Here is a 23,848-nt window from a genome sequence, read left to right as displayed (position 1 = left end):
ACCGAGTCACATGAGGTTCCGAAACCTCTCATCCCGCCTCCACTCTTGGTGAGAGCAAAGTTCCCTTCCGGTCACGGTGTGCCACAGGGCGGAAACGCGCCCTCCCTACCTTCGGGACTCAGCCACTCCCCTTTGAACCACCCGAGCCCCGGAGCACCGTGGAGGCGTCATGACAGCCCCTAGTACAGCCCCCGCACCCCCGAGCAGGGGCGGCCGCTGGATCCAGCAGTGGGATCCGGAGGACGAGACCTTCTGGAAGGAAACCGGAGAGAAGGTCGCCCGCCGCAACCTGCTCTTCTCCGTCCTTTCCGAGCACATCGGGTTCTCGATCTGGACCATGTGGTCCGTGCTGGTGCTCTTCATGGGCCCGGAGTACGGGCTCACCCCGGCCGACAAGTTCCTGCTGACCTCGATGGTGACGCTGGTCGGCGCCGTCGTCCGCGTCCCCTACACCTTCGCCGTCGCGATCTTCGGCGGACGGAACTGGACGATCGTCTCGGCCGCCCTCCTGCTGGTCCCGACCGTCGCCGCGTTCACGGTGATGGAGCCGGGAACCTCCTTCAACACCTTCCTGCTGGTCGGCCTGCTGGCCGGTATCGGCGGCGGCAACTTCGCGTCGTCGATGACCAACATCAACGCGTTCTTCCCGCTCCGTAAGAAGGGCTGGGCGCTCGGCCTCAACGCCGGCGGCGGCAACATCGGCGTGCCGGTGCTCCAGCTGGCCGGACTCGCCGTCATCGGTGCCAGCGGCGGTCCGCGGGTGCTGCTCGGGATCTACATCCCGTTCATCGTCGTCGCCGCCGTCCTCGCCGCGCTCTTCATGGACAACATCGAGAACGTGAAGAACGACACCGGCGCCGCGAAGGACGCCGCGAAGGACGCGCACACCTGGATCATGTCCTTCCTCTACATCGGCACCTTCGGTTCCTTCATCGGCTACAGCTTCGCCTTCGGCCAGGTGCTGACCAACCAGTTCGGCCGGACCCCGCTGGAGGCGGCGTACGTCACCTTCATCGGCCCGCTGCTCGGCTCGCTGATCCGGCCCTTCGGCGGCTGGCTGGCCGACAAGTACGGCGGCGCGAAGATCACGCTGTACAACTACGTCGGCATGGGCGTGGCGACCGCGGTCCTCATCGCCGCCAGCATGGAGAAGTCGCTGGCCCTGTTCACCGTCGCCTTCGTGGTGCTGTTCGTCCTCACCGGCCTCGGCAACGGCTCGACGTACAAGATGATCCCCGGCATCTTCCAGACCAAGGCCGTGGCCAAGGGCCTGGAGGGGGAAGCGGCCGCCGCGTACGGGCGTCGTCTCTCCGGTGCCTCCATGGGCCTGATCGGCGCGGTCGGCGCGCTCGGCGGCGTCGGCATCAACCTCGCCTTCCGGCAGTCCTTCCTCTCCTACGGCTCCGGCACCGGCGCCTTCGTCGCTTTCCTCGCCTTCTACGCCGCCTGCTTCGTGGTCACCTGGGCCGTATACCTTCGCCGCTCGGCGTCCCGGTCGCAGGCCACGAGCTCGGCCTCTGAGGCGAAGCCGCAGCTCAGCTACGCGGAGGTGTGACGTAACACCAGCGACATGAAGCCGAACCGAGCCTGTCACGAGCCGTTGACAGGCTCGGTCGGCATGCAGGTGCCACACCTGGTGGCAGGTGCGACGACTCGAGTGCGGGAACGAGAGTTATGTACGAGGTACAGCGACCGGACCATGGACCCCTCGCCGGGTTCACCGTGGGAGTGACGGCCGCACGCCGGGCCGACGAGCTGGGCGCGCTGCTCCAGAGGCGCGGAGCCGCTGTTCTGCATGCCCCTGCCCTGCGCATCGTGCCACTGGCCGACGACAGCGAATTGCTGGCGGCGACCAAGCAGGTCATCGACCAGACCCCGGACATCGTGGTCGCCACGACCGCGATCGGGTTCCGGGGCTGGATCGAGGCCGCCGACGGGTGGGGGCTCGGCGAGACCCTGCTCGACCGGCTCCGCGAAGTCGAGATCCTCGCGCGCGGTCCCAAGGTCAAGGGCTCGATCCGGGCGGCCGGCCTCAACGAGGAGTGGTCGCCGTCGTCCGAGTCCATGGCGGAGGTCCTCGACCGGCTCCTGGAGGAGGGCGTCGACGGCCGCCGTATCGCCGTACAGCTGCACGGTGAGCCGCTGCCCGGCTTCGTGGAGTCGCTGCGGGCCGCAGGGGCCGAGGTCCTGGGCATCCCCGTGTACCGGTGGATGCCCCCGGAGGACATCGGGCCGGTGGACCGGCTCCTGGACGCGGCCGTCTCGCGCGGCCTGGACGCGGTCACCTTCACCAGCGCGCCCGCCGCCGCCTCCCTGCTCTCCCGCGCCGAGGACCGCGGGCTGCTGCCCGAGCTGCTCGCCGCCCTCAACCACGACGTCCTGCCGGCCTGCGTCGGCCCGGTCACCGCGCTGCCGCTCCAGGCCCAGGGCATCGACACGGTCCAGCCCGAACGCTTCCGGCTCGGCCCCCTCGTCCAGCTTCTCTGCCAGGAGATGCCCTGCCGGGCCCGCTCCCTGCCGATCGCCGGGCACCGGGTGGAGATCCGCGGCCACGCGGTCCTGGTCGACGGCGACCTCAAGCCCGTACCGCCGGCCGGCATGTCCCTCATGCGCGCCCTGTCCCGCCGCCCCGGCTGGGTGGTGGCCCGCTCCGAGCTGCTCCGGGCCCTGCCGGGCGCGGGCCGCGACGAGCACGCGGTCGAGACGGCGATGGCCCGCCTGCGTACGGCCCTGGGCGCGCCGAAGCTGATCCAGACGGTCGTCAAGCGCGGGTACCGGCTGGCCCTGGACCCGTCCGCCGACACGAAGTACGGCGACACGTAGGGCCGGTCCGGCGGATCAGGTCGATCAGGTCGTAGGCAGCTGGACGCACCAGACCCGTGTCCGCGGCATGATCCGCCGGACCGGCCCGAGGCGTGCTGTCCCGGCACGTCGGTGACAGGCGGCACGGACGGGCGCGTCCGCACAGAGCGAGCACCCCGGCCGGGAACCCCGGCGCCACCGTCGGCCCCGCCTCCCGCCGGTACGAGGGGTTCCGGCCGCAGGAGCGGGCAGGCACTGTAAGAGGGAACGGTTCCTCACCGGGGTGACCCCAAGGCGGTGACAGGCACATGGCATTGGGTACGGCCACGGCCGCGTACGAGCTGCGGTTCGATGCGGGGCGGATCTGCCTGGATCTCCTCGCGACCACCCATCCCGACGAACGCCTCGACTCCGTCGCGGTGCTGCGCGCCTGGATCGCCGGGTCGGGACTCGTCCCGGCGGGCACCGGGCTGGCGCACGCCGACGCCTCCTGGCTCGTCGGCTTCCGCGAACTGCGCGAACGCATCGGCCAGTTGGTGCCCGGCGGACTCGCCCCCCAAGGCCGGCCCTACGATCTCGCGCTCGCCCGCGTCAATGAGATCGCCCGCGCCGCGCCGCCCGCTCCACGTGCCGTGACCTGCGAAGACGGCACGCTGGTACGCGAGTTGGACGGCCCGCCCGAGTGCGCCGCGCTGCTCGGTGCCGTCGCGCGGGACGTCGTGGAGCTGCTCACGGATCCGGTCGCGCGGGCCGGGCTGCGGCAGTGCGAAGGGGACAACTGCCCGATCGTCTACCTGGATACGTCACGGGGGCGCAGGAGGCGCTGGTGCTCCAGTGAGGTGTGCGGAAACCGGGAACGGGTGGCCCGGCATCGGCGTCGGGCGGCGGTCACCCGCGTCTGAGTGACCGTTATGTTCCTTCTGTGGAGCGGCTGTCGAAGTGATTTCGATTACACGCCGTTTACCTTCGGCGGCCCGCGGGCAGTCGGCGCGATCTTGTCGTTGTGGTGGAAATGTAAAGATCACGCGGTGGGAATGTGCGCTCATGTCCGGCCTCGTCACGTCACCCACGAGAAAACTGTCACCCCACGTTGAACATCCAACTCCCCGCGTCCGTACCCGTGGACGAGCGACCGACTGGGGGAACCCCCGGACATCGGAGGTGGGCGTGCGCAAGGATTCCGTCGTGGCCAATGAACGTGGATCGAGGGCCCGACATCGCATGTCCCAGCCCTCGGAACCTGATGAGGAGCTCATGCGTGCGCTCTACAGAGAACACGCCGGACCCCTGCTCGCCTATGTGCTCCGCCTTGTCGCGGGAGACCGGCAACGTGCCGAGGACGTCGTGCAGGAGACGCTCATCCGTGCCTGGAAGAACGCCGGCCAGCTCAATCGAGCGACCGGATCGGTACGCCCCTGGCTGGTGACGGTCGCCCGGCGCATCGTCATCGACGGCCACCGCAGTCGGCAGGCCCGGCCGCAGGAGGTCGATCCGTCGCCGCTGGAGGTCATCCCCGCGGAGGACGAGATCGACAAGGCGCTGTGGCTGATGACGTTGTCCGACGCGCTCGACGACCTGACCCCGGCTCACCGGGAGGTGCTCGTCGAGACGTACTTCAAGGGGCGTACCGTCAATGAGGCGGCTGAGACGCTTGGTATACCGAGTGGCACCGTGCGTTCCAGGGTCTTCTATGCCCTGCGGTCGATGAAGCTGGCACTGGAGGAGCGGGGGGTGACGGCGTGATGAGTGTGTACGGGGGAAACCAGGGATTCGGTACGGGTGGTGCGGGTATGTCTGGCCCCATGATGGGATCTCCGGGTCCGAACGAGCACGAGACCGTCGGCGCCTACGCCCTCGGCATCCTCGACGACGCCGAAGCAACCGCTTTCGAGGCCCATCTCGCCACCTGCGAATGGTGCGCCCAGCAGCTCGACGAGCTCGCCGGCATGGAACCGATGCTCGCCGCCCTCGCGGACCTGCCCGGCTCCGGCACACCCGCCATCGGCGAGTCGCTGTCCGCCAAGCCCAGCCCGCGGGTCGTGAACAAGCTCGTCGACGAGGTCGCCGAGCGCCGCGCCCGCAAGCGTCGCAAGAGCTTCTACATGGTGGCGGCCGCGGCCGCGCTGATCGTCGGCGGCCCGGTCATCGCGATGGGAGCGACCGGCGACGACTCGAGTACGGGCGGCACCAAGGGCGCCGTGACCCTCTCCGCGACCCCGGCCAAGGACCTGTTCAACACCATCGACGACAAGGTCTCGGCGACGGACCCCTCGACGGGCGTGAGCGCGACGGTGGCCCTGGCCAAGAAGGACTGGGGCACCGAGTCGGTCCTGGAGCTCAAGAACGTCAAAGGCCCGCTCAAGTGCTCCCTGATCTTCATCGGCGAGAACGGCGAACGGGTGACGGCCTCCAACTGGTCCGTCCCGGCCTGGGGCTACGGCCTCGCGGACGGCACGACCGAAAAGTCCAAGAACCCGCTCTACATCGTCGGCGGCGCGTCCTTCGCCCCGGACGAGATGAAGGGATTCGAGGTCATGACTCTCGACGGGGACGTGCTCGTCAAGGGCAACGTGTGATCCACTGGGCGCGCACATAGCTTCTCGGGGCCCCCTTCGCGTACGGTTGACGGCTGCCCAGCACGTCAGAAGGGGGCCCGGTGGCCGCTCAGGCTCAGCAGGAAACCGCGGTCGACTCGGTTCAGGATTCCACGCACGATTCCGTGCGCGACCGAGAGATCAGCGTCGAACAGGAACACCTCGACCGGGTGTACCAGCGCCTTGAGGAGAAGATCCACGAGGCCGAGTTCCTCATGAACGACGCGGCCAAGCGTGGCCAGGTCGGTACGCCCGGCGCGCTCGCCGAGCGGGATGCGCAGGTCTTCCGGGCGGGCATCCACCTCAACCGGTTGAACAACGAGTTCGAGGACTTCCTCTTCGGCCGTATCGACCTGCTCCCCGGCAAGGACGGCCAGAAGGGGCCGGACGGCGCCTACACCGCCGTGGAACCTGCGGAGGGCGCGGTCCGCCCGGACAACACCGCCGACATCGCCGAGACCCTGCACATCGGCCGCATCGGCGTCCTCGACCAGGACTACGCCCCGCTGGTCATCGACTGGCGGGCGCCCGCCGCCGCCCCGTTCTACCGCTCCACGCCGGTCGACCCAGGCCGGGTGGTCCGCCGCCGCGTCATCCGCTCCAAGGGGCGCCGGGTGCTCGGCGTCGAGGACGACCTGATGCGCCCCGAGCTGAAGGCCTCCCTCGACGGCCGGGAACTGCCCGTGATCGGCGACGGCGCCCTGATGGCCGCCCTCGGTCAGGCCCGCACCCACACCATGCGGGACATCGTGGCGTCCATCCAGGCCGAGCAGGACATGGTGATCCGCGCCCCCGCCGCCTCCGTGACGTATGTCGAGGGCGGCCCGGGCACCGGCAAGACGGCCGTCGCCCTGCACCGGGCCGCGTACCTGCTCTACCAGGACCGGCGGCGGTACGCGGGCGGCATCCTCATCGTCTCCCCGACCCCGCTGCTCGTGGCGTACACCGAGGGCGTCCTGCCCTCCCTCGGCGAGGAGGGCCAGGTCGCCATCCGCGCGATCGGCTCACTCGCCGACGACGCCGGGGCGGAGGCCACGCTGTACGACGCGCCGGCGGTGGCGCGGGCCAAGGGGTCGTACCGGATGCTCAAGGTCCTGCGGAAGGCGGCGCGGGGCGCCCTGGAAGCGGGCTCGGGCGGCGCCGCGCGCACGGACGCCCCCGCCGGACAGCTCACCCTCGACGACCCGGACCCGGGACCGCGGACCCCCACGGGCCCGCCCACCCGGCTCCGCGTGGTCGCCTTCGGGCGCCGCCTGGAGCTGGGGGCCGGCGAGCTGGACGGCATCCGCCAGAACGTGCTCAGCGGCACCGCACCCGTGAACATGCTGCGCCCGCGCGCCCGCAAGCTGCTCCTGGACGCCCTGTGGTCGCGGTCCGGCGCGGGCGGCCGGCACACCGACCCGGAGCTGGCCGCCGAGCTGCGCTCCTCCTTCGACGAGGACGTCAGCGCCGAGGACAGCTTCATCGCGTTCCTGGACGCCTGGTGGCCGGAGCTGACCCCGAAGGCCGTCCTCGACGCCATGGCCGACGAGCGGCGCCTCAGCCGCTGGGCCCGGCGGATCCTGAACCCCGGCGAGGTACGCAGGGTCGCCCGCTCCCTCAGACGCGACGGCTTCTCCGTCCACGACATCGCGATGCTGGACGAGCTCCAGTCGATCCTCGGCACCCCGGCCCGCCCCCGCCGCAGGCGCGAGGCCGACCCGCTCGACCTGCTCACCGGCCTCGAGGAGCTGATGCCGGTCCGCGAGGAGTCGCAGCGCGAGCGGGCCGAGCGGCTCGCCCAGGAACGCGTCGAGTACGCCCACGTCATCGTCGACGAGGCCCAGGACCTCACGCCGATGCAGTGGCGCATGGTCGGCCGCCGCGGCCGGCACGCCACCTGGACGGTCGTCGGCGACCCGGCCCAGTCGTCCTGGTCCGACCCGGAGGAGGCTGCCGAGGCCCGCGACGAGGCCCTCGGCAGCCGCCCGCGCCGCCGCTTCCAGCTGACCGTGAACTACCGCAACCCGGCCGAGATCGCCGAACTGGCCGCGAAGGTGCTGGCGCTGGCGATGCCGGGCGCCGAGTCCCCGTCGGCGGTGCGCTCCACCGGCGTACAGCCACGCTTCGCGGCCGTACCCGCACGGGAATCCCTCGCGAAGACCGTCCGGGCCGAGGCCGCCCGGCTGCTCGACCTCGTCGACGGCACGGTCGGCGTCGTCGTCGCCATGAACCGCCGAGAGGAGGCCAGGCGCTGGCTCGCCGGGCTCGGCGACCGCGTCGTGGCGCTCGGCAGCCTCGAAGCCAAGGGCCTGGAGTACGACGCCACGGTCGTCGTCTCCCCGGCGGAGATCGCGGACGAGTCGCCGGCCGGGCTGCGGGTGCTGTACGTGGCGCTGACCCGGGCGACGCAGCAGCTCACGGTGGTCTCGGCGGAGCGGGACGCGCCGGACGGCGACGGAGTTCCGGACCTGCTGAGAGACTGATCCGGAGGAACTCTCGGTACGGGAATCTGCTTACGGGATCTGTTTGTTAGCCTGGGTGTGGCACCGGCCCGATCCAAGCCCCCGGGCCCAACCTTCGTCGCTACGAGCGACCACTTGCCGCGAGGCGAGCATGGCGGGTCGGTGCCACTGAACGATGGAGAGGCCCACGTCGATTGTGACGTGGGCCTCTTTCGCTGCGAACACAACGTTCGCAATCCCACCCGGGCTAACGCCTACTCGGCGGTAGGTGCGACGATCGGACCGCATCCAGCGTCACAGGTGAAAGCAGAGGAAGTCGGCCATGGCAACGGCGCCCAGCGTCTCCTACTCGATGACGGTCCGGCTGGAGGTGCCCGCGAGCGGAACCGCGGTCTCCCAGCTCACCGGGGCCGTCGAGTCCCACGGAGGCTCGGTGACCGGCCTCGACGTCACCGCGTCCGGACACGAGAAGCTCCGGATCGACGTCACCATCGCGGCCACCTCCACCGCGCACGCCGACGAGATCGTCGAGCAGCTGCGCGACATCGAGGGCGTCACGCTCGGCAAGGTCTCGGACCGTACGTTCCTCATGCACCTCGGCGGCAAGATCGAGATGCAGTCCAAGCACCCGATCCGCAACCGTGACGACCTCTCGATGATCTACACGCCGGGTGTCGCCCGCGTCTGCATGGCCATCGCCGAGAACCCCGAGGACGCCCGCCGCCTCACCATCAAGCGCAACTCCGTTGCGGTCGTGACGGACGGCTCGGCCGTGCTGGGCCTCGGCAACATCGGCCCGATGGCCGCCCTGCCGGTCATGGAGGGCAAGGCCGCCCTCTTCAAGCGGTTCGCCGGCATCGACGCCTGGCCGATCTGCCTGGACACCCAGGACACCGACGCGATCGTCGAGATCGTGAAGGCCATCGCCCCCGGGTTCGCCGGCATCAACCTCGAGGACATCTCGGCGCCCCGCTGCTTCGAGATCGAGGCCCGGCTGCGCGAGGCCCTCGACATCCCCGTCTTCCACGACGACCAGCACGGCACCGCGATCGTCGTCCTCGCCGCCCTGACGAACGCCCTGCGTGTGGCGGGCAAGGCGATCGAGAACATCCGGGTCGTCATGTCCGGTGCGGGCGCGGCCGGTACGGCCATTCTCAAGCTGCTGATCGCCGCGGGCGTGAAGAACGCCGTCGTCGCCGACATCCACGGCGTCGTGCACGCCGGCCGCGAGGACCTCGTCGACGCCGCCGCGGACTCGCCGCTGCGCTGGATCGCCGACAACACCAACCCCGAGGGCCTGACGGGCACGCTGAAGGAGGCCGTGCACGGCGCGGACGTCTTCATCGGCGTCTCGGCACCCAACGTGCTGGACGGCGACGACGTGGCCGGCATGGCCGACGACGCGATCGTCTTCGCGCTCGCGAACCCCGACCCCGAGGTCGACCCGGCGATCGCGCGCCAGACGGCCGCGGTCGTCGCCACCGGCCGCAGCGACTTCCCGAACCAGATCAACAACGTGCTGGTCTTCCCGGGTGTCTTCCGCGGTCTGCTGGACGCGCAGTCCCGCACGGTGAACACCGAGATGATGATCGCGGCGGCGAAGGCCCTCGCGGACGTGGTGACCGAGGACGAGCTGAACGCGAACTACATCATCCCGAGCGTCTTCAACGAGAAGGTCGCGGGCGCGGTCGCCGGGGCGGTGCGGGAGGCCGCGAAGGCGGCGGGCGCGGCCTCGTAGCCGCCCGGGATCCCACGCGGGTGCGGCCTGGTTGTGAGGATTGCCACGGCAGGCCTGACACCGGCGCGTCGTGGAACCCGGCCCTCTTGGCCGACGTTTATCGTGTCGGCCAGGCTCAGCCCTCTTTTCGTGTGACTCCCAAGGGTGTTCTCACGACTCCAGGGGGTGCCGGATTGGCTTTCCCGCCGCAGGTAGGGGCAGGATGCGTCTCTGGGCGCGAGGGTCCGGCGACGGACCCGGGTCCCGGTAGTGTCCGAGGGCCCTGGCAGCATCGACTTCGCTGTGCCCAATGTGCGGCTCCGCCGCGTGGCACGCCTCAACAGCAAGAAGAACACGGGAGTAACAACATGAACCGCAGTGAGCTGGTGGCCGCGCTGGCCGACCGCGCCGAGGTCACCCGCAAGGACGCCGACGCCGTTCTGGCCGCGTTCGCCGAGACCGTCGGTGAGATCGTCGCCAAGGGCGACGAGAAGGTCACCATCCCCGGCTTCCTGACCTTCGAGCGCACCCACCGTGCCGCTCGCACCGCGCGCAACCCGCAGACCGGCGACCCGATCCAGATCCCGGCCGGCTACAGCGTGAAGGTCTCCGCCGGCAGCAAGCTCAAGGAAGCCGCCAAGGGCAAGTAAGCCTTCGCGTACGCGACGGGACTTGCGTACGGGGCTCAGCAACGCGAATGGGGCGGCCACCCGGTGAGGGTGGCCGCCCCATCGTCGTACACGCGAATGTACGGGCGCTATGCGTGACGGTCAGCCGAGGGCTTTGCCCGGGAGTTCGACCTTGGCTCCCAGGGCCACGAGCTTCTCCATGCTGTGTCTGCCCGGGGGCAACCCCCGGACCCCCGGCCGGGGCCTGTGCTGCTCCGGGCCGGGGTGCCGGGCTGTGGTCAGCCGAGGGCTTTGCCCGGGAGTTCGACCTTGGCTCCCAGGGCCACAAGCTTCTCCATGAAGTTCTCGTAGCCGCGGTTGATGAGCTCGATGCCGTGGACGCGGGACGTGCCCTGGGCTGCCAGGGCAGCGATGAGGTACGAGAAGCCGCCGCGGAGGTCGGGGATGACCAGGTCGGCGCCCTGGAGGCGGGTGGGGCCGGAGACGACCGCGGAGTGCAGGAAGTTGCGCTGGCCGAAGCGGCAGTTGGAGGCGCCCAGGCACTCGCGGTACAGCTGGATGTGCGCGCCCATCTGGTTCAGCGCGGAGGTGAAGCCGAGGCGGGACTCGTAGACCGTCTCGTGGATGATGGACAGGCCCGTGGCCTGGGTCAGGGCCACCACCAGCGGCTGCTGCCAGTCCGTCTGGAAGCCGGGGTGCACGTCCGTTTCGAGGGCGATGGACTTCAACTGCCCGCCCGGGTGCCAGAAGCGGATGCCCTCGTCGTCGATCTGGAAGGCGCCGCCCACCTTCCGGTAGGTGTTGAGGAACGTCATCATCGAGCGCTGCTGGGCGCCGTGGACGTAGATGTTGCCCTCGGTCGCCAGCGCCGCGGACGCCCACGAGGCGGCCTCCAGGCGGTCCGGGAGGGCGCGGTGGTTGTAGCCGCCGAGCCGGTCCACGCCGGTGACGCGGATGGTGCGGTCGGTGTCCATCGCGATGATGGCGCCCATCTTCTGCAGGACGCAGATGAGGTCCTCGATCTCCGGCTCCACGGCCGCGTTCGAGAGCTCGGTGACACCCTCGGCGAGGACGGCCGTCAGCAGGACCTGCTCGGTCGCGCCGACGGACGGGTACGGCAGCCGGATCTTCGTACCCCGCAGGCGCCGCGGCGCCTCCAGGAACTGACCGTCCGCCCGCTTCTCGATCGTCGCGCCGAACTGCCGCAGCACCTCGAAGTGGAAGTCGATGGGCCGGCCGCCGATGTCGCAGCCGCCGAGACCGGGGATGAACGCGTGCCCGAGGCGGTGCAGCAGCGGGCCGCAGAGGAGGATCGGGATACGGCTCGACCCCGCGTGGGCATCGATGTCGGCGACGTTCGCACTCTCCACGTGCGTCGGATCCATCACCAGCTCGCCCGGCTCCTCACCCGGACGGACCGTCACCCCGTGCAGTTGCAGCAGTCCGCGTACGACACGCACGTCACGGATGTCCGGAACATTGCGCAGTCGACTCGGCTCGCTGCCCAGCAGGGCGGCGACCATGGCCTTGGGTACGAGGTTCTTCGCACCGCGGACACGGATCTCGCCCTCCAGCGGGGTTCCGCCGTGGACAAGCAGTACGTCGTCATTGCCGTTGACGGTCATGTATCTCGCGTTCCGATGAGGGGGGCAGGGGCCAGGAGGGAAAGGGTAATCGCCACGCACCCCCCTTCTGTAAGCCCAAGGACGGTCCAGGTCCGTCATAGCTGTGTCACAACACGAACGGTCCTCCGTCGGGCACATGGGGTCACCGGCGCAGGGCGTGCGCGTGCGGCGCACCGTTGCGCCCTGAGCTGCATTCACTCGCGAACCCGCATTGCCTCCCCGCACATGGGGAAGATGCGGGATCATGTCTGGCATGACCGAGGTGTCCTCGCTCACAGGGCGGTTGCTCGTGGCAACGCCCGCCCTGGCGGACCCGAACTTCGACCGCGCGGTAGTGCTCCTTCTCGACCACGACGAGGAGGGCTCCCTCGGTGTCGTCCTCAACCGCCCGACCCCGGTGGACGTGGGGGACATCCTGGAGGGCTGGGCGGAGCTCGCCGGCGAACCCGGGGTGGTCTTCCAGGGCGGCCCGGTCTCCCTGGACTCGGCCCTCGGGGTCGCCGTCATCCCGGGCGGCACGTCCGTCGACGGGACCCCGCTGGGCTGGCGCCGGGTGCACGGCGCGATCGGCCTGGTCGACCTGGAGGCCCCGCCGGAACTGCTCGCCTCGGCGCTGGGCAGCCTGCGGATCTTCGCCGGGTACGCCGGCTGGGGCCCGGGCCAGCTGGAGGACGAGCTGGTGGAGGGCGCCTGGTACGTCGTCGAGTCCGAGCCCGGCGACGTCTCCTCCCCGGCCCCGGAAAGACTCTGGCGCGAGGTCCTGCGCCGCCAGCGCAACGAGCTCGCGATGGTGGCGACGTATCCGGACGACCCTTCGCTCAACTGATGCGTGTGAGCTTCAGTACCCTGGCTGTTATGAGCACTCTTGAGCCTGAGCCCCAGCCGCAGCGAGGTACTGGGACGGGAACCCTCGTAGAGCCGGCGCCGCAGGTGTCCCACGGCGACGGCGACCACGAGCGCTTCGCCCACTACGTCCAGAAGGACAAGATCATGGCGAGCGCCCTCGACGGCACCCCCGTCGTGGCGCTGTGCGGCAAGGTCTGGGTGCCGGGCCGCGACCCGAAGAAGTACCCGGTGTGTCCCATGTGCAAGGAGATCTACGAGTCCATGGGCGCCGGTGGCGACGACGACAAGGGCAAGGGCGGCGACAAGTAGTCCTTCCCGGTCGGTCCCGCCGGTCCCGCCGGTCCCGCCGGTCCCGCCGGTCCCGCCGGTCCGGCCGGGGTAGTGCTTCCGGCCGGGACAGTCCTTTCCGGCCGAGGTCCGTGTGGCCCCCGAGGCGCGTTCTGATGCGCCTCGGGGGCCTTTGTCATGTTCTGTCGTTGCACGGGGTGCGTCACCTGGTCACAGAGTGGTTGAGACCTCTTGTCGGCATGTTCATGTAGTCCCTAGCCTCCGTGGTGTTGTGCAGAGCGAAACCGTCATTGCATATGTTGCAACGCTTGGAGGAACCAGTCCATGAAGCTCTCGCCCCGACTCCCCGCTCTTCTCCTGGCCGCTCTCGTCGTCACGGCCTGCGCCCCCCAGACGTCCGACAACGCCTCCTCCGACAAGGACGAGCAGACCGGCACCCTGCGCGTCTGGCTCTTCCAGGAGGTCGGCAACGACCCGAAGCAGAAGGTCGTCGACTCCGTCGTCGCCGCCTTCGAGAAGGCCCACAAGGGCACCGAGGTCGACGTCGAGTACATCCCGATCGACACCCGCGCCCAGCGCGTCAAGGCCGCCTTCAACGACCCGAAGTCCGCTCCCGACGTCATGGAGTACGGCAACACCGACACGGCCGGCTATGTGAAGGACGGCGGACTCCTCGACGTCACCAAGGAGTTCGGCGACTGGAGCGAGGCCAAGGACACCGACCCCACCGCGAAGCAGTCGGTCACCGTGGACGGCAAGCTCTACGGCGCGCCCTTCTACGTCGGCGTCCGCGCCCTGTACTACCGCACCGACGTCTTCGACGAACTCGGACTCGAACTCCCGAAGACCATGGCCGAACTCGCCTCCACCGCCCGCGAGATCCGCACGGCCAGACCCGACCTGTACGGCCTCGTCGTCGGCGGCGCCTACATGTACGGCGCGATGCCCTTCGTCTGGGCCAACGGCGGCGAGCTCGCCACCGGCAAGGGCGGGTCGTACGCCTCCGCCATCGACAGCGCGGCGGCCCAGAAGGGCATCAAGGCGTACACGTCCCTCTTCGGCGACGACAACTGTCCCGCCGCCAAGTGCGCCGGGATGGGCGGCAACGACACCATCACCGCGTTCGCCGCGGGCAAGGCGGCCATGGCGATCGGCGGCGACTTCAGCCACACCGCCGTCGAGGCCGGGAAGGTGAAGGGCAAGTACGCGGTGGTGCCGCTGCCCGGGGTCACCTCGGGCTCGATCGCCCCGGCGTTCGCCGGCGGCAACAACATCGGCGTACTGAAGAGCACCTCGCACCGCACGCTCGCCGTCGAGCTGATGGAACAGCTCGCCTCGAAGAAGACGCAGACCGAGCTCTTCGACGCGATGGGCTTCCTGCCGACCTTCGCGGACGTGCGCCAGCAGGTCGCGGCGAAGGAGCCGTTCGTGAAGCCCTTCGTGCAGACCCTCAGCTCCGGCACCAAGTTCGTCCCCGCCTCCCCGGCCTGGTCGCAGATCGACTCCTCGCTGGTCCTGCCGACCATGTTCCAGGAGGTCATCAGCGGCAAGAAGGACGTGGCGGCGGCCTCGAAGGACGCGGCGACCAAGATGAACGACGCGTTCGGCTCCGCCGGGTGACGCCGGTGCCTACCAGCTCGGGGGGCGTGGAGGGTTGGCGGGTGCGGGGCGTTCGTGGCTGGTCGCGCCCACGCGGCGGTAGCCGCAGATCCACCACAGCCCCGCGCCCCTGGGGGCGTACAAGTACCCCCTGGCTGTATCTCGCCCCCGCTCTCGTCGTCCTCGGTGGGCTGCTCGTCTACCCCGTCTACCAGCTCGGGCTGATCTCGTTCTTCCAGTACACCCAGGCCCAGGTCAGCGGCGGCGAACCGACCACTTTCGAGGGATTCGGCAACTACGCCGAACTGTTCGGGGACGAGCAGTTCTGGCAGGTGCTGCTGGCGACCGTTCTCTTCGCGGCGGCCTGTGTCGTGTCGACGCTGGCGGTCGGCTGTGCGCTCGCCGTACTGCTCACCCGCGTGCGGGCCCTGCCCCGGCTCGTCCTGATGCTGGCCGCGCTGGGCGCCTGGGCGACCCCGGCCGTGACCGGCTCCACGGTGTGGCTGCTCCTCTTCGACCCCGACTTCGGGCCCGTGAACCGGATCCTGGGGCTCGGCGACCACTCGTGGACGTACGGCCGCTACAGCGCCTTCTTCCTCGTCCTGCTCGAAGTGGTGTGGTGCTCCTTCCCGTTCGTCATGGTCACGGTGTACGCCGGTATCCGCGCCGTCCCGGGCGAGGTGCTGGAGGCCGCCGCCCTGGACGGCGCCTCGCAGTGGCGCATCTGGCGCTCGGTCCTCGCGCCGATGCTCCGGCCGATCCTGACCGTCGTCACCATCCAGTCGGTCATCTGGGACTTCAAGGTCTTCACCCAGATCTACGTCATGACGAACGGCGGCGGCATCGCCGGCCAGAACCTCGTCCTGAACGTGTACGCCTACCAGCAGGCCTTCGCGTCATCGAAGTACAGCCTCGGCTCCGCGATCGGCGTGGTGATGCTGCTGCTCCTGCTCGCCGCCACACTCGTGTACCTGCGGCTGCTGCGCCGGCAGGGGGAGGAACTGTGAATCCTCCACGTCTGAGAGTGCAGCGCCCGTGGCGGCTGGCCGCCGAGGCCTCGGCGCTGCTGATCGCGGTCGTCGTCGCCTTCCCCCTCTACTGGATGGTGCTCAGCGCCTTCAAACCGGCCGGGGAGATCGAGTCGTCCGAGCCCCGGCCCTGGACGCTCGCGCCCTCCCTGGACTCCTTCCGGCGGGTCTTCGGGCAGCAGGAATTCGGCCGTTACTTCGTCAACAGCCTGGTCGTGGCGTGCACGGTCGTGATCGTCTCGGCACTGATCGCGTTTCTCGCGGCGACCGCCGTGACGCGATTCCGGTTCCGCTTCCGGACCACCCTGCTGATCATGTTTCTGGTGGCGCAGATGGTGCCCGTGGAGGCCCTGACGATCCCCTTGTTCTTCCTCATGCGGGACTTCGGGCAGCTGAACACACTGGGCGCGCTGATCCTGCCGCACATCGCCTTCTCGCTGCCCTTCGCGATCTGGATGCTGCGTGGTTTCGTGAAAGCCGTACCGGAGGCGCTGGAGGAGGCCGCCTACATCGACGGGGCGAGCCGTGCGCGATTCCTGTGGCAGATCCTTTTCCCGCTGGTCTTCCCCGGCCTGGTCGCCACGAGCGTGTTTTCCTTCATCTCGGCCTGGAACGACTTCCTGTTCGCCAAGTCCTTCATCATCAGCGACACCTCGCAGTCGACCCTGCCGATGGCGCTGCTCGTCTTCTACAAGCCGGACGACCCGGACTGGGGTGGTGTGATGGCCGCCTCCACGGTGATGACCATTCCGGTACTGATCTTCTTCGTACTCGTACAGCGACGACTGGTCTCCGGGCTGGGCGGAGCGGTTAAGGACTGACGTGACTTTGACGACGGGAATGATTCCGGCGCCCGCGACGTGGAGGGACATCGACGCGGCGGGCGGTTTCGTGATCGACGAGGCCACCGTGATCGACGCGGGTCCCGGTACCGAGGCGACCGCCCGCTGGCTGCGCGGCGTGCTCGGCGCCGCGACGGGGCTCGCGCTGCCGCCCGGCGCGGGGGACGACGGCGAGACCGTCCGGCTGCGCGTCCAGCCCGAGGACGCCGGCCACCTCGGCCCGGAGGGCTACAAGCTGTACGTCAACGGGGACGACATCACCATCCACGGCGGAGGACCGGCCGGGGTGTTCTGGGGCGCGCAGACGCTCCGTCAGCTGCTCGGTCCCGATGCCTTCCGGCGGGCTCCCGTCGCCCCCGGCCGGCAGTGGCTCGTACCCGGCACATTCGTCGAGGACACTCCCCGCTTCCGCTGGCGCGGCCTGATGCTCGACGTGGCCCGGCACTTCATGCCGAAGGAGGGGGTCCTGCGCTACCTCGACCTGATGGCGGCGCACAAACTCAACGTCTTCCACTTCCACTTGACGGACGACCAGGGCTGGCGCGTAGAGATCAAGCGGTACCCGAAGCTGACGGAGACCGGCTCCTGGCGGGCGCGGACGAAATTCGGTCACCGGGCCTCACCGCTGTGGGAGGAGAAGCCGCACGGCGGCTACTACACCCAGGACGACATCCGGGAGATCGTCGCCTACGCCGCCGAGCGGCATATCACCGTCGTCCCCGAAATCGACGTACCCGGCCACTCGCAGGCCGCCATCGCCGCGTACCCGGAACTCGGCAACACCGACGTCATCGACACGACCTCCCTCTCGGTCTGGGACAGCTGGGGCATCTCTCTGAACGTACTCGCACCCTCTGACAACACCCTTCGCTTCTACGAGGGGGTGTTCGAGGAACTGCTGGAGCTGTTCCCTTCCGAGTTCATTCACATCGGCGGGGACGAATGCGCCAAGGAGCAGTGGCGGGAGTCGCCCTTCGTCCAGGCCCGTATCGCAGAACTCGGACTCGCGGACGAGGACGAGTTGCAGTCCTGGTTCATCGGACACTTCGACACGTGGCTCTCCGCGCGCGGGCGCAGGCTCATCGGCTGGGACGAGATCCTGGAGGGCGGGCTGGCGGACGGGGCGGCGGTTTCCTCGTGGCGTGGTTACCAGGGCGGGATCGCCGCCGCGCGGGCCGGACACGACGTCGTCATGTGCCCGGAGCAGCAGGTGTACCTGGACTACCGGCAGGACGCGGGCGCGGACGAGCCGGTCCCCATCGCCTACGTCCGCACACTGGAGGACGTCTATCGGTTCGAACCCGTTCCACCGGAGTTGACGCCCGAGGAGGCCGCGCACGTCCTCGGCGCGCAGGCCAACGTGTGGACCGAGGTGATGGAGGACCAAGGGCGCGTGGACTACCAGACCTTCCCCCGGCTGGCGGCCTTCGCGGAGGTGGCCTGGAGTCCCCTGACCGCCCCGGCGGAACGGGACTTCGCCGACTTCGAGCGGCGGATGGCCGTCCACTACCGGCGACTTGACGCCCTGGGGGTCGGCTACCGGCCGCCGGCGGGGCCTCTGCCGTGGCAGCGGCGGCCCGGTGTGCTCGGCCGCCCGATCGACGGACCGCCCCCGAACAGGTAAGGGAGAAAACCCGCAAGAGTCACCGAAGAGCGTCAATCAGTACGCACCGGTGATGCCGTGCGAAAACGGACCATCTCCCTGGTGAGGTGGGCGAATGCCTCCTAGCGGACCCTCGCGCTCGGGTCCTGCGAAGATGTGCCAGAGTTGCCACGTCCGCCCTGTCAGCACGTACCGTACGGCAACACAGGTGGGACCAGGTGGGGCAGCGGGAAGGGGCAGCCGGTTTTGACCACGCACGCACCGCAGGCGGCGCAGGCCGTGACGCTGCCCACATCGCTGGACGAGGCCGTGGCGGCACTGGCCGCCATGCCCGCCGCCGTGCCCGTGGCCGGCGGCACCGATCTGATGGCCGCCGTCAACTCCGGACAGCTCAGGCCCGCCGCACTGGTCGGCCTAGGGCGGATCAGCGAGATCCGCGGCTGGCAGTACCAGGACGGCCACGCCCTGCTCGGCGCGGGACTCACCCACGCGCGCATGGGCCGACCCGACTTCGCCGCCCTCATCCCGGCGCTCGCGGCCTCCGCGCGCGCCGCCGGCCCGCCGCAGATCCGCAACGCGGGCACCCTGGGCGGCAACATCGCCTCGGCGTCCCCCACCGGGGACGCGCTTCCGGTGCTGGCCGCCCTGGAGGCGACGCTGATCATCGCGGGCCAGGGCGGGGCCCGCCGGGAGATCCCGGTGTCGCACCTGCTGGCCGGCATGGACATGTTGCGCGCAGGCGAGCTCATCGGCTACGTGCGCGTGCCCCTGCTGCACGCCCCGCAGGTCTTCCTCAAGGCGACCGGCCGCACCGGCCCGGGCCGGGCCCTCGCGTCCGTCGCCCTGGTCCTCGACCCCGCCCGCCGCGGGGTCCGGTGCGCGGTGGGCGCCATAGCGCCGATGCCGCTCAGGCCCCTGGACGCCGAGCAGTGGGTGGCCCGGCTGATCGACTGGGACAACAACCGTACGATCGTCCCGGAGGCCCTCAGCGCCTTCGGCGAGTACGTCGCCGCGGCCTGCATCCCCGAACCGGGCCCGGCCGAGGACGGCTCCGTACAACAGCTTCCGCCCGCCGTACTGCACCTGCGGCGCACCGTCGCCGCGCTGGCCCGACGAGCACTGGGGAGGGCGCTGTCGTGACCGACGACCAGCACGGAGAAGGCACGCCCCAGGGCGCGGGCCGCTGGGACCCGCTGCCCCAGGGCGACTACGACGACGGCGCCACCGCCTTCGTGAAGCTCCCCGAAGGCGGCATCGACGCCCTTCTGGCCTCCGCCGACCCGCTCGCCGCACCCGGTCACGGCTATGTGCCGCCGCAGATAACGGCCAACCCGGCCACCCCCGCGGGCAACGACCCGGCGGCGACGGACGCCTGGGCGAGGCCCGCCGAGGGTGTCCAGTGGCCCGACCCGAACGCGGCGCCCCAGGACGCCGGCAACGACCGGTTCACGTACAACCCGGGCTCCACGGGACAGTGGAACTTCGAGGAGACGGGCGCTCCGGCGCCGGGTCACGACGTGACCGGGCAGTGGTCGATCCCCGTCGCCGGCGGTGACCTGCCGGACGAATCGGGCGAGTTCACCACGTCGTCCCTGGTCGAGCAGTGGGGCGGCACCCCGCCGGCCACGCTCCCGGGCGGCGCGCCCGCCCCGTGGGCGACGGAGGGCGCGGGACAGCCGTGGGCGCAGCAGGTGCCCGCGGACCCCTCGGCGGAGGCGGGGCACGCGCACGAGCAGCCCGCCGCGCACGCCCCCGGCGAAGGCGGCCTCGCCTCGGACGCGCACGCGCCGCAGGGGTTCGCCCCGGACACCCACGCACCCGTCGAGCCCGGCCCGGCCGGACACGACCACGAACAGCCCCGGTCGCACACGTCCGAGGCGCCCGCCCGGCCGTCGTACGCCGAGCCGTCGTACGCCGAAGCTCCCATCGAGCCGTCGTTCGCCGAAGCGCCCGCCGAGCCCGTCGTAGCCGCCTCACAGGCCGCTCACGGGGGCGGTGAGGCCGGAGAGCCGGACGAGGCGTCCGAGGAGGCCCAGGGGGCCGCTGAGGCCGTTGACGAGGCCGCGGAGCCTCCCGTCGAGCACGCCTTGGAGGCGGACACCGACGAGGAGAGCGCGCGGACCCCGGACGGCGAGGCCGCGCCCCCGCCCCCGCCCTCCGGCGAGGAACACCCCCTCGCCTCCTACGTCCTGCGCGTCAACGGCGTCGACCGCCCCGTCACCGACGCGTGGATCGGAGAGTCCCTGCTCTACGTGCTGCGTGAGCGGCTCGGTCTCGCCGGTGCCAAGGACGGCTGCTCGCAGGGCGAGTGCGGAGCCTGCAACGTGCAGGTCGACGGACGGCTCGTCGCCTCCTGCCTGGTGCCCGCCGTGACCGCGGCCGGCAGCGAGGTCCGTACGGTCGAGGGCCTGGCCGTCGACGGACAGCCCTCGGACGTGCAGCGGGCGCTCGCCAGGTGCGGCGCCGTGCAGTGCGGCTTCTGCGTGCCCGGCATGGCGATGACCCTGCACGACCTCCTGGAGGGCAACCCGGCGCCGAGCGAGATGGCGACCCGCCAGGCACTGTGCGGCAACCTGTGCCGCTGCTCCGGCTACCGGGGCGTCGTGGAGGCCGTCAAGGAGGTCGTCGCGGAACGCGAGGCGCACTCCGCGGCGGACACTGAGACGGACACGGACGAGGCGCGTATTCCGCACCAGGCGGGTCCGGGAGCCGGCGGCGTCAACCCGTCGGCGTTCGAACCCGTCGAACGGCACGGCCATTCGTACCGCAATGGACAGGGACAGGACGGAGGCCAGGCGTGAGCAACGAAGCCGCCACCGCGACCACCGCCGCGGAGGCAGCCCCCGCCCCCGAATCGATCCCGCACGGCCTCGGCGCCGCTCTGCCGGCCGCCGACGCCCGTGCGAAGACCGAGGGCACCTTCCCCTACGCGGCCGACTTGTGGGCCGAGGGCCTGCTGTGGGCGGCCGTACTGCGCTCACCGCACCCGCACGCGCGCATCGTGTCCATCGACACCAGCCACGCGCGCGAGATGCCCGGCGTACGGGCCGTCGTCACCCACGAGGACGTGCCCGGCAGGCCGGTCCACGGCCGCGGCAAGGCCGACCGTCCGGTGTTCGCCTCCGAGGTCGTGCGCCACCACGGCGAGCCCCTCGCGGCCGTCGCCGCCGACCACCCCGACACCGCGCGCATGGCGGCGGCCGCCGTCATCGTCGAGTACGAGGTACTCGACCCGGTCACCGACCCCGAGCAGGCCTTCGAGGCCGAGCCCCTGCACCCCGACGGCAACCTGATCCGGCACATCCCGCTGCGCCACGGCGACCCGGACGCGGCCGGCGAGATCGTCGTCGAGGGCCTCTACCGCATCGGCCGCCAGGACCCCGCCCCGATCGGCGCCGAGGCCGGCCTCGCGGTGCCGCGCCCCGACGGCGGCGTCGAGCTGTACGTGGCCTCCACCGACCCGCACACCGACCGCGACACGGCCGCCGCCTGCTACGGCCTGGAGCCCGAGCGCGTGAAGGTCGTCGTCACCGGCGTCCCCGGCGCCACCGCCGACCGCGAGGACCAGGGCTTCCAGCTCCCGCTGGGCCTGCTGGCGTTGAAGACCGGCTGCCCGGTCAAGCTCACCGCGACGCGCGAAGAGTCCTTCCTGGGGCACGTCCACAGACACCCCACCCTGCTGAGATACCGCCACCACGCCGACGCCGACGGCAAGCTGGTGAAGGTCGAGGCGCAGATCCTGCTGGACGCGGGCGCCTACGCGGACACCTCGTCGGAGGCGCTGGCCGCCGCCGTCTCGTTCGCCTGTGGGCCGTACGTCGTCCCGAACGCGTTCATCGAGGGCTGGGCCGTACGCACCAACAACCCGCCCTCCGGCCACGTACGCGGCGAGGGCGCCCTTCAGGTGTGCGCCGCCTACGAGGCGCAGATGGACAAGCTGGCGAAGAAGCTGGGCGTGGACCCGGCGGAGCTGCGCCTGCGCAACGTCATGGCCACCGGCGATGTCCTGCCGACCGGCCAGACGGTGACCTGCCCGGCGCCGGTCGCCGAACTGCTCCAGGCCGTACGGGACTTCCCGCTGCCCACGCTCCCCAAGGACACCCCCGAGGACGAGTGGCTGCTGCCCGGCGGCCCCGAGGGCGCGGGCGAACCGGGCGCGGTGCGCCGGGGCGTCGGCTACGGCCTGGGCATGGTGCACATGCTGGGCGCGGAGGGCACGGACGAGGTCTCCACGGCCACGGTCCGGGTCCAGGACGGCGTGGCGACGGTGCTGTGCGCGGCGGTCGAGACGGGACAGGGCTTCACCACCCTGGCCCGGCAGATCGTCCAGGAGACCCTCGGTATCGACGAGGTCCACGTGGCCCCGGTCGACACCGACCAGCCGCCGGCCGGCCCGGGCAGCCGCGGCCGCCACACCTGGGTGTCGGGCGGCGCGGTGGAGCGGGCGGCGAAGATGGTCCGCACCCAGCTTCTGCAGCCCCTGGCGCACAAGTTCGGCATGTCCACCGAGCTGCTCCAGATCACCGACGGCAAGATCACGTCGTACGACGGCGTCCTGTCGACCACCGTCACCGAGGCGATGGACGGCAAGGAACTGTGGGCGACCGCCCAGTGCCGCCCGCACCCGACGGAACCACTGGACGAGACCGGCCAGGGCGACGCCTTCGTGGGCCTCGCCTTCTGCGCGATCCGCGCGGTGGTGGACGTCGACATCGAGCTGGGCTCGGTGCGGGTGGTGGAGCTGGCGCTCGCCCAGGACGTCGGCCGGATCCTGAACCCGACCCAGCTGGTGGCCCGTATCGAGGGCGCCGTCACCCAGGGCCTGGGCATCGCCCTCACGGAGAACCTGCGCAGCGCGCGCGGGCTGATCCGCCATCCCGACCTCACCGGCTACGCCCTGCCGACCGCCCTGGACGCCCCCGAGATCCGCATCGTGAAGCTGGTCGAGGAGCGTGACGTGGTCGCCCCCTTCGGGGCGAAGGCGGTCAGCGCGGTGCCGGTGGTGACGTCGCCCGCCGCGATCGCCGCCGCGGTCCGCGCCGCGACGGGCCGCCCGGTCAACCGGCTGCCGATCCGGCCGCAGGCCGCGGTGGTGACGGGACAGTGAGCACGCCGGAGCCGGAGCCGGAGACGGAGCCGCGCTACGAACCCGCGCCGAGCGTCGGGAAGTTCGCGGTGTGGGTCCTGCTGTTCCTGCTGGCGGCGGTCATCGTGGTGCTGGGCGGCGTGTATCTCGTGTGATGCGCGGCGTCGTGCTGATCACCGGCGTGATGGCCTCCGGCAAGTCGACGGTCGCGCAGGCGCTGGCGGCGAGATTGCCGCGGGCGGCGCATGTCCGCGGTGACGTGTTCCGGCGCATGATCGTGTCCGGACGCGAGGAGTACGAGCCCGGCGGCGAGGGTGAGATCGGCGGCGAGGGTGAGATCGGCGGCGCGGGCGAGGCCCAACTCCGGCTTCGGTACCGGCTGTCGGCGGCGACCGCGGACGCGTACGCCGAAGCCGGTTTCACCGCCGTGGTGCAGGACGTGGTGCTGGGCGCGGACCTGACGGCGTACGTCCAACTGGTGCGCACCCGTCCGCTGCACGTCGTCGTCCTGGCGCCGAGCCCGGAGGCCGTCGCGGGTGTGGTTGGGCTCCTCGGAACTGACGGTGGAGGGAACCGTGGCGAAGATCCTGGCCGGAAGGGAACGCGCGAGGGTGGTCTGAGCGTCTCCTGGGACGGGGCGCTTGATCCGGTGGGCCGGGGCGCGCTGGGTCCGGGGGCGTTGTCAGTGGTGCCGCGTAGTGTTCTGAGCAGTGGGGGACGGCTGGGACGGCCGCCGGAACGGGGC

The 23,848-nt window shown here is 70.8% G+C and carries 19 protein-coding genes and 1 pseudogene; 19 read left to right on the top strand and 1 reads right to left on the bottom strand.

The features are described 5' to 3' along the window. The first annotated feature begins 169 nt into the window (after positions 1-169). From QFZ76_RS21005 to QFZ76_RS20970, 8 genes are all read left to right on the top strand, one after another. The gene (locus tag QFZ76_RS21005; RefSeq protein ID WP_307675188.1) at positions 170-1,555 is read left to right on the top strand and encodes a NarK/NasA family nitrate transporter; all 1,386 of its coding nucleotides are present in this window, start codon (positions 170-172) and stop codon (positions 1,553-1,555) included. 119 nt (positions 1,556-1,674) lie between these two features. Continuing rightward, positions 1,675-2,823 carry a uroporphyrinogen-III synthase gene (locus tag QFZ76_RS21000; protein ID WP_307675187.1) on the top strand — a complete coding sequence of 383 codons (1,149 nt, stop codon included), beginning with the start codon at positions 1,675-1,677 and terminating at the stop codon, positions 2,821-2,823. 287 nt (positions 2,824-3,110) lie between these two features. Then, complete coding sequence (locus tag QFZ76_RS20995) at positions 3,111-3,704, top strand: ABATE domain-containing protein (RefSeq protein WP_307675186.1); 594 nt, start codon at positions 3,111-3,113, stop codon at positions 3,702-3,704. Between the two features lie 319 nt (positions 3,705-4,023). Next, on the top strand, positions 4,024-4,545 hold the full coding sequence (locus QFZ76_RS20990) for a sigma-70 family RNA polymerase sigma factor (RefSeq protein WP_010039908.1): 522 nt from the start codon (positions 4,024-4,026) through the stop codon (positions 4,543-4,545). Next, positions 4,545-5,378 (top strand): anti-sigma factor, encoded by an 834-nt coding sequence (locus QFZ76_RS20985; protein WP_373464330.1) that lies wholly within the window; start codon positions 4,545-4,547, stop codon positions 5,376-5,378. The genes QFZ76_RS20990 and QFZ76_RS20985 overlap by 1 nt, the downstream gene beginning before the upstream one ends. 80 nt (positions 5,379-5,458) lie before the next feature. After that, a complete protein-coding gene (locus QFZ76_RS20980; protein ID WP_307675184.1) occupies positions 5,459-7,861 on the top strand; it encodes a UvrD-helicase domain-containing protein in 2,403 nt (800 codons plus the stop codon). Positions 7,862-8,162: 301 nt separating this feature from the next. Further along, positions 8,163-9,578 carry an NAD-dependent malic enzyme gene (locus QFZ76_RS20975; RefSeq protein WP_307675183.1) on the top strand — a complete coding sequence of 472 codons (1,416 nt, stop codon included), beginning with the start codon at positions 8,163-8,165 and terminating at the stop codon, positions 9,576-9,578. Positions 9,579-9,925: 347 nt separating this feature from the next. Continuing rightward, a complete protein-coding gene (locus QFZ76_RS20970; protein ID WP_007382399.1) occupies positions 9,926-10,207 on the top strand; it encodes an HU family DNA-binding protein in 282 nt (93 codons plus the stop codon). Between the two features lie 257 nt (positions 10,208-10,464). Here QFZ76_RS20970 and murA read toward each other — a convergent pair whose 3' ends face one another. Then, positions 10,465-11,811 (bottom strand): UDP-N-acetylglucosamine 1-carboxyvinyltransferase, encoded by a 1,347-nt coding sequence (gene murA, locus QFZ76_RS20965; protein ID WP_307675182.1) that lies wholly within the window; start codon positions 11,809-11,811, stop codon positions 10,465-10,467. 253 nt (positions 11,812-12,064) lie between these two features. Here murA and QFZ76_RS20960 point away from each other — a divergent pair, with 253 nt between their 5' ends. The 11 genes and pseudogenes from QFZ76_RS20960 (at position 12,065) to QFZ76_RS20910 (ending at position 23,723) form a co-directional block, all read left to right on the top strand. Further along, positions 12,065-12,637, top strand: coding sequence for a YqgE/AlgH family protein (locus QFZ76_RS20960; protein ID WP_307675181.1), 573 nt, complete (start codon positions 12,065-12,067; stop codon positions 12,635-12,637). Positions 12,638-12,666: 29 nt separating this feature from the next. Then, complete coding sequence (locus QFZ76_RS20955) at positions 12,667-12,966, top strand: DUF3039 domain-containing protein (protein WP_266438861.1); 300 nt, start codon at positions 12,667-12,669, stop codon at positions 12,964-12,966. Positions 12,967-13,269: 303 nt separating this feature from the next. Beyond that, complete coding sequence (locus tag QFZ76_RS20950) at positions 13,270-14,565, top strand: extracellular solute-binding protein (RefSeq protein WP_307675180.1); 1,296 nt, start codon at positions 13,270-13,272, stop codon at positions 14,563-14,565. Positions 14,566-14,606: 41 nt separating this feature from the next. Further along, positions 14,607-15,551: a carbohydrate ABC transporter permease gene (locus QFZ76_RS20945; protein WP_373464329.1), complete on the top strand. Its 945-nt coding sequence runs from the start codon at positions 14,607-14,609 to the stop codon at positions 15,549-15,551. Then, entirely contained in the window at positions 15,548-16,393 is an 846-nt protein-coding gene (locus QFZ76_RS20940; RefSeq protein WP_307675179.1) for a carbohydrate ABC transporter permease, read from the top strand. The genes QFZ76_RS20945 and QFZ76_RS20940 overlap by 4 nt, the downstream gene beginning before the upstream one ends. Positions 16,394-16,412: 19 nt before the next feature. After that, positions 16,413-18,038, top strand: a complete 1,626-nt coding sequence (locus QFZ76_RS20935) for a beta-N-acetylhexosaminidase (RefSeq protein ID WP_307680083.1) — start codon at positions 16,413-16,415, stop codon at positions 18,036-18,038. Positions 18,039-18,263: 225 nt separating this feature from the next. Then, positions 18,264-19,157 carry a xanthine dehydrogenase family protein subunit M gene (locus QFZ76_RS20930; protein WP_307675178.1) on the top strand — a complete coding sequence of 298 codons (894 nt, stop codon included), beginning with the start codon at positions 18,264-18,266 and terminating at the stop codon, positions 19,155-19,157. Beyond that, positions 19,154-20,818, top strand: coding sequence for a 2Fe-2S iron-sulfur cluster-binding protein (locus QFZ76_RS20925; RefSeq protein WP_307675177.1), 1,665 nt, complete (start codon positions 19,154-19,156; stop codon positions 20,816-20,818). The genes QFZ76_RS20930 and QFZ76_RS20925 overlap by 4 nt, the downstream gene beginning before the upstream one ends. Then, positions 20,815-23,124 (top strand): xanthine dehydrogenase family protein molybdopterin-binding subunit, encoded by a 2,310-nt coding sequence (locus QFZ76_RS20920; protein ID WP_307675176.1) that lies wholly within the window; start codon positions 20,815-20,817, stop codon positions 23,122-23,124. Before QFZ76_RS20925 ends, QFZ76_RS20920 begins: the two co-directional genes overlap by 4 nt. Next, positions 23,121-23,258 carry a hypothetical protein gene (locus tag QFZ76_RS20915; RefSeq protein ID WP_307675175.1) on the top strand — a complete coding sequence of 46 codons (138 nt, stop codon included), beginning with the start codon at positions 23,121-23,123 and terminating at the stop codon, positions 23,256-23,258. The genes QFZ76_RS20920 and QFZ76_RS20915 overlap by 4 nt, the downstream gene beginning before the upstream one ends. Beyond that, positions 23,258-23,723 (top strand): annotated as a pseudogene (locus QFZ76_RS20910) (AAA family ATPase). Before QFZ76_RS20915 ends, QFZ76_RS20910 begins: the two are co-directional and overlap by 1 nt. Positions 23,724-23,848 lie beyond the last annotated feature (125 nt).

The organism is Streptomyces sp. V4I2, from assembly GCF_030817655.1.
Classification (GTDB): Bacteria; Actinomycetota; Actinomycetes; order Streptomycetales; family Streptomycetaceae; genus Streptomyces; species Streptomyces plumbiresistens.
This window is presented reverse-complemented; position numbering and strand designations above follow the sequence as displayed.

Bases quoted from the DNA above. Each gene is read 5' to 3' on its own strand.
- QFZ76_RS21005 (WP_307675188.1), top strand. From the start codon at position 170: ATGACAGCCCCTAGTACAGCCCCCGCACCCCCGAGCAGGGGCGGCCGC.
- QFZ76_RS21000 (WP_307675187.1), top strand. From the start codon at position 1,675: ATGTACGAGGTACAGCGACCGGACCATGGACCCCTCGCCGGGTTCACC.
- QFZ76_RS20995 (WP_307675186.1), top strand. From the start codon at position 3,111: ATGGCATTGGGTACGGCCACGGCCGCGTACGAGCTGCGGTTCGATGCG.
- QFZ76_RS20990 (WP_010039908.1), top strand. From the start codon at position 4,024: ATGTCCCAGCCCTCGGAACCTGATGAGGAGCTCATGCGTGCGCTCTAC.
- QFZ76_RS20985 (WP_373464330.1), top strand. From the start codon at position 4,545: ATGAGTGTGTACGGGGGAAACCAGGGATTCGGTACGGGTGGTGCGGGT.
- QFZ76_RS20975 (WP_307675183.1), top strand. From the start codon at position 8,163: ATGGCAACGGCGCCCAGCGTCTCCTACTCGATGACGGTCCGGCTGGAG.
- QFZ76_RS20970 (WP_007382399.1), top strand. From the start codon at position 9,926: ATGAACCGCAGTGAGCTGGTGGCCGCGCTGGCCGACCGCGCCGAGGTC.
- murA (WP_307675182.1), bottom strand. From the start codon at position 11,811: ATGACCGTCAACGGCAATGACGACGTACTGCTTGTCCACGGCGGAACC.
- QFZ76_RS20960 (WP_307675181.1), top strand. From the start codon at position 12,065: ATGACCGAGGTGTCCTCGCTCACAGGGCGGTTGCTCGTGGCAACGCCC.
- QFZ76_RS20955 (WP_266438861.1), top strand. From the start codon at position 12,667: ATGAGCACTCTTGAGCCTGAGCCCCAGCCGCAGCGAGGTACTGGGACG.
- QFZ76_RS20950 (WP_307675180.1), top strand. From the start codon at position 13,270: ATGAAGCTCTCGCCCCGACTCCCCGCTCTTCTCCTGGCCGCTCTCGTC.
- QFZ76_RS20935 (WP_307680083.1), top strand. From the start codon at position 16,413: ATGATTCCGGCGCCCGCGACGTGGAGGGACATCGACGCGGCGGGCGGT.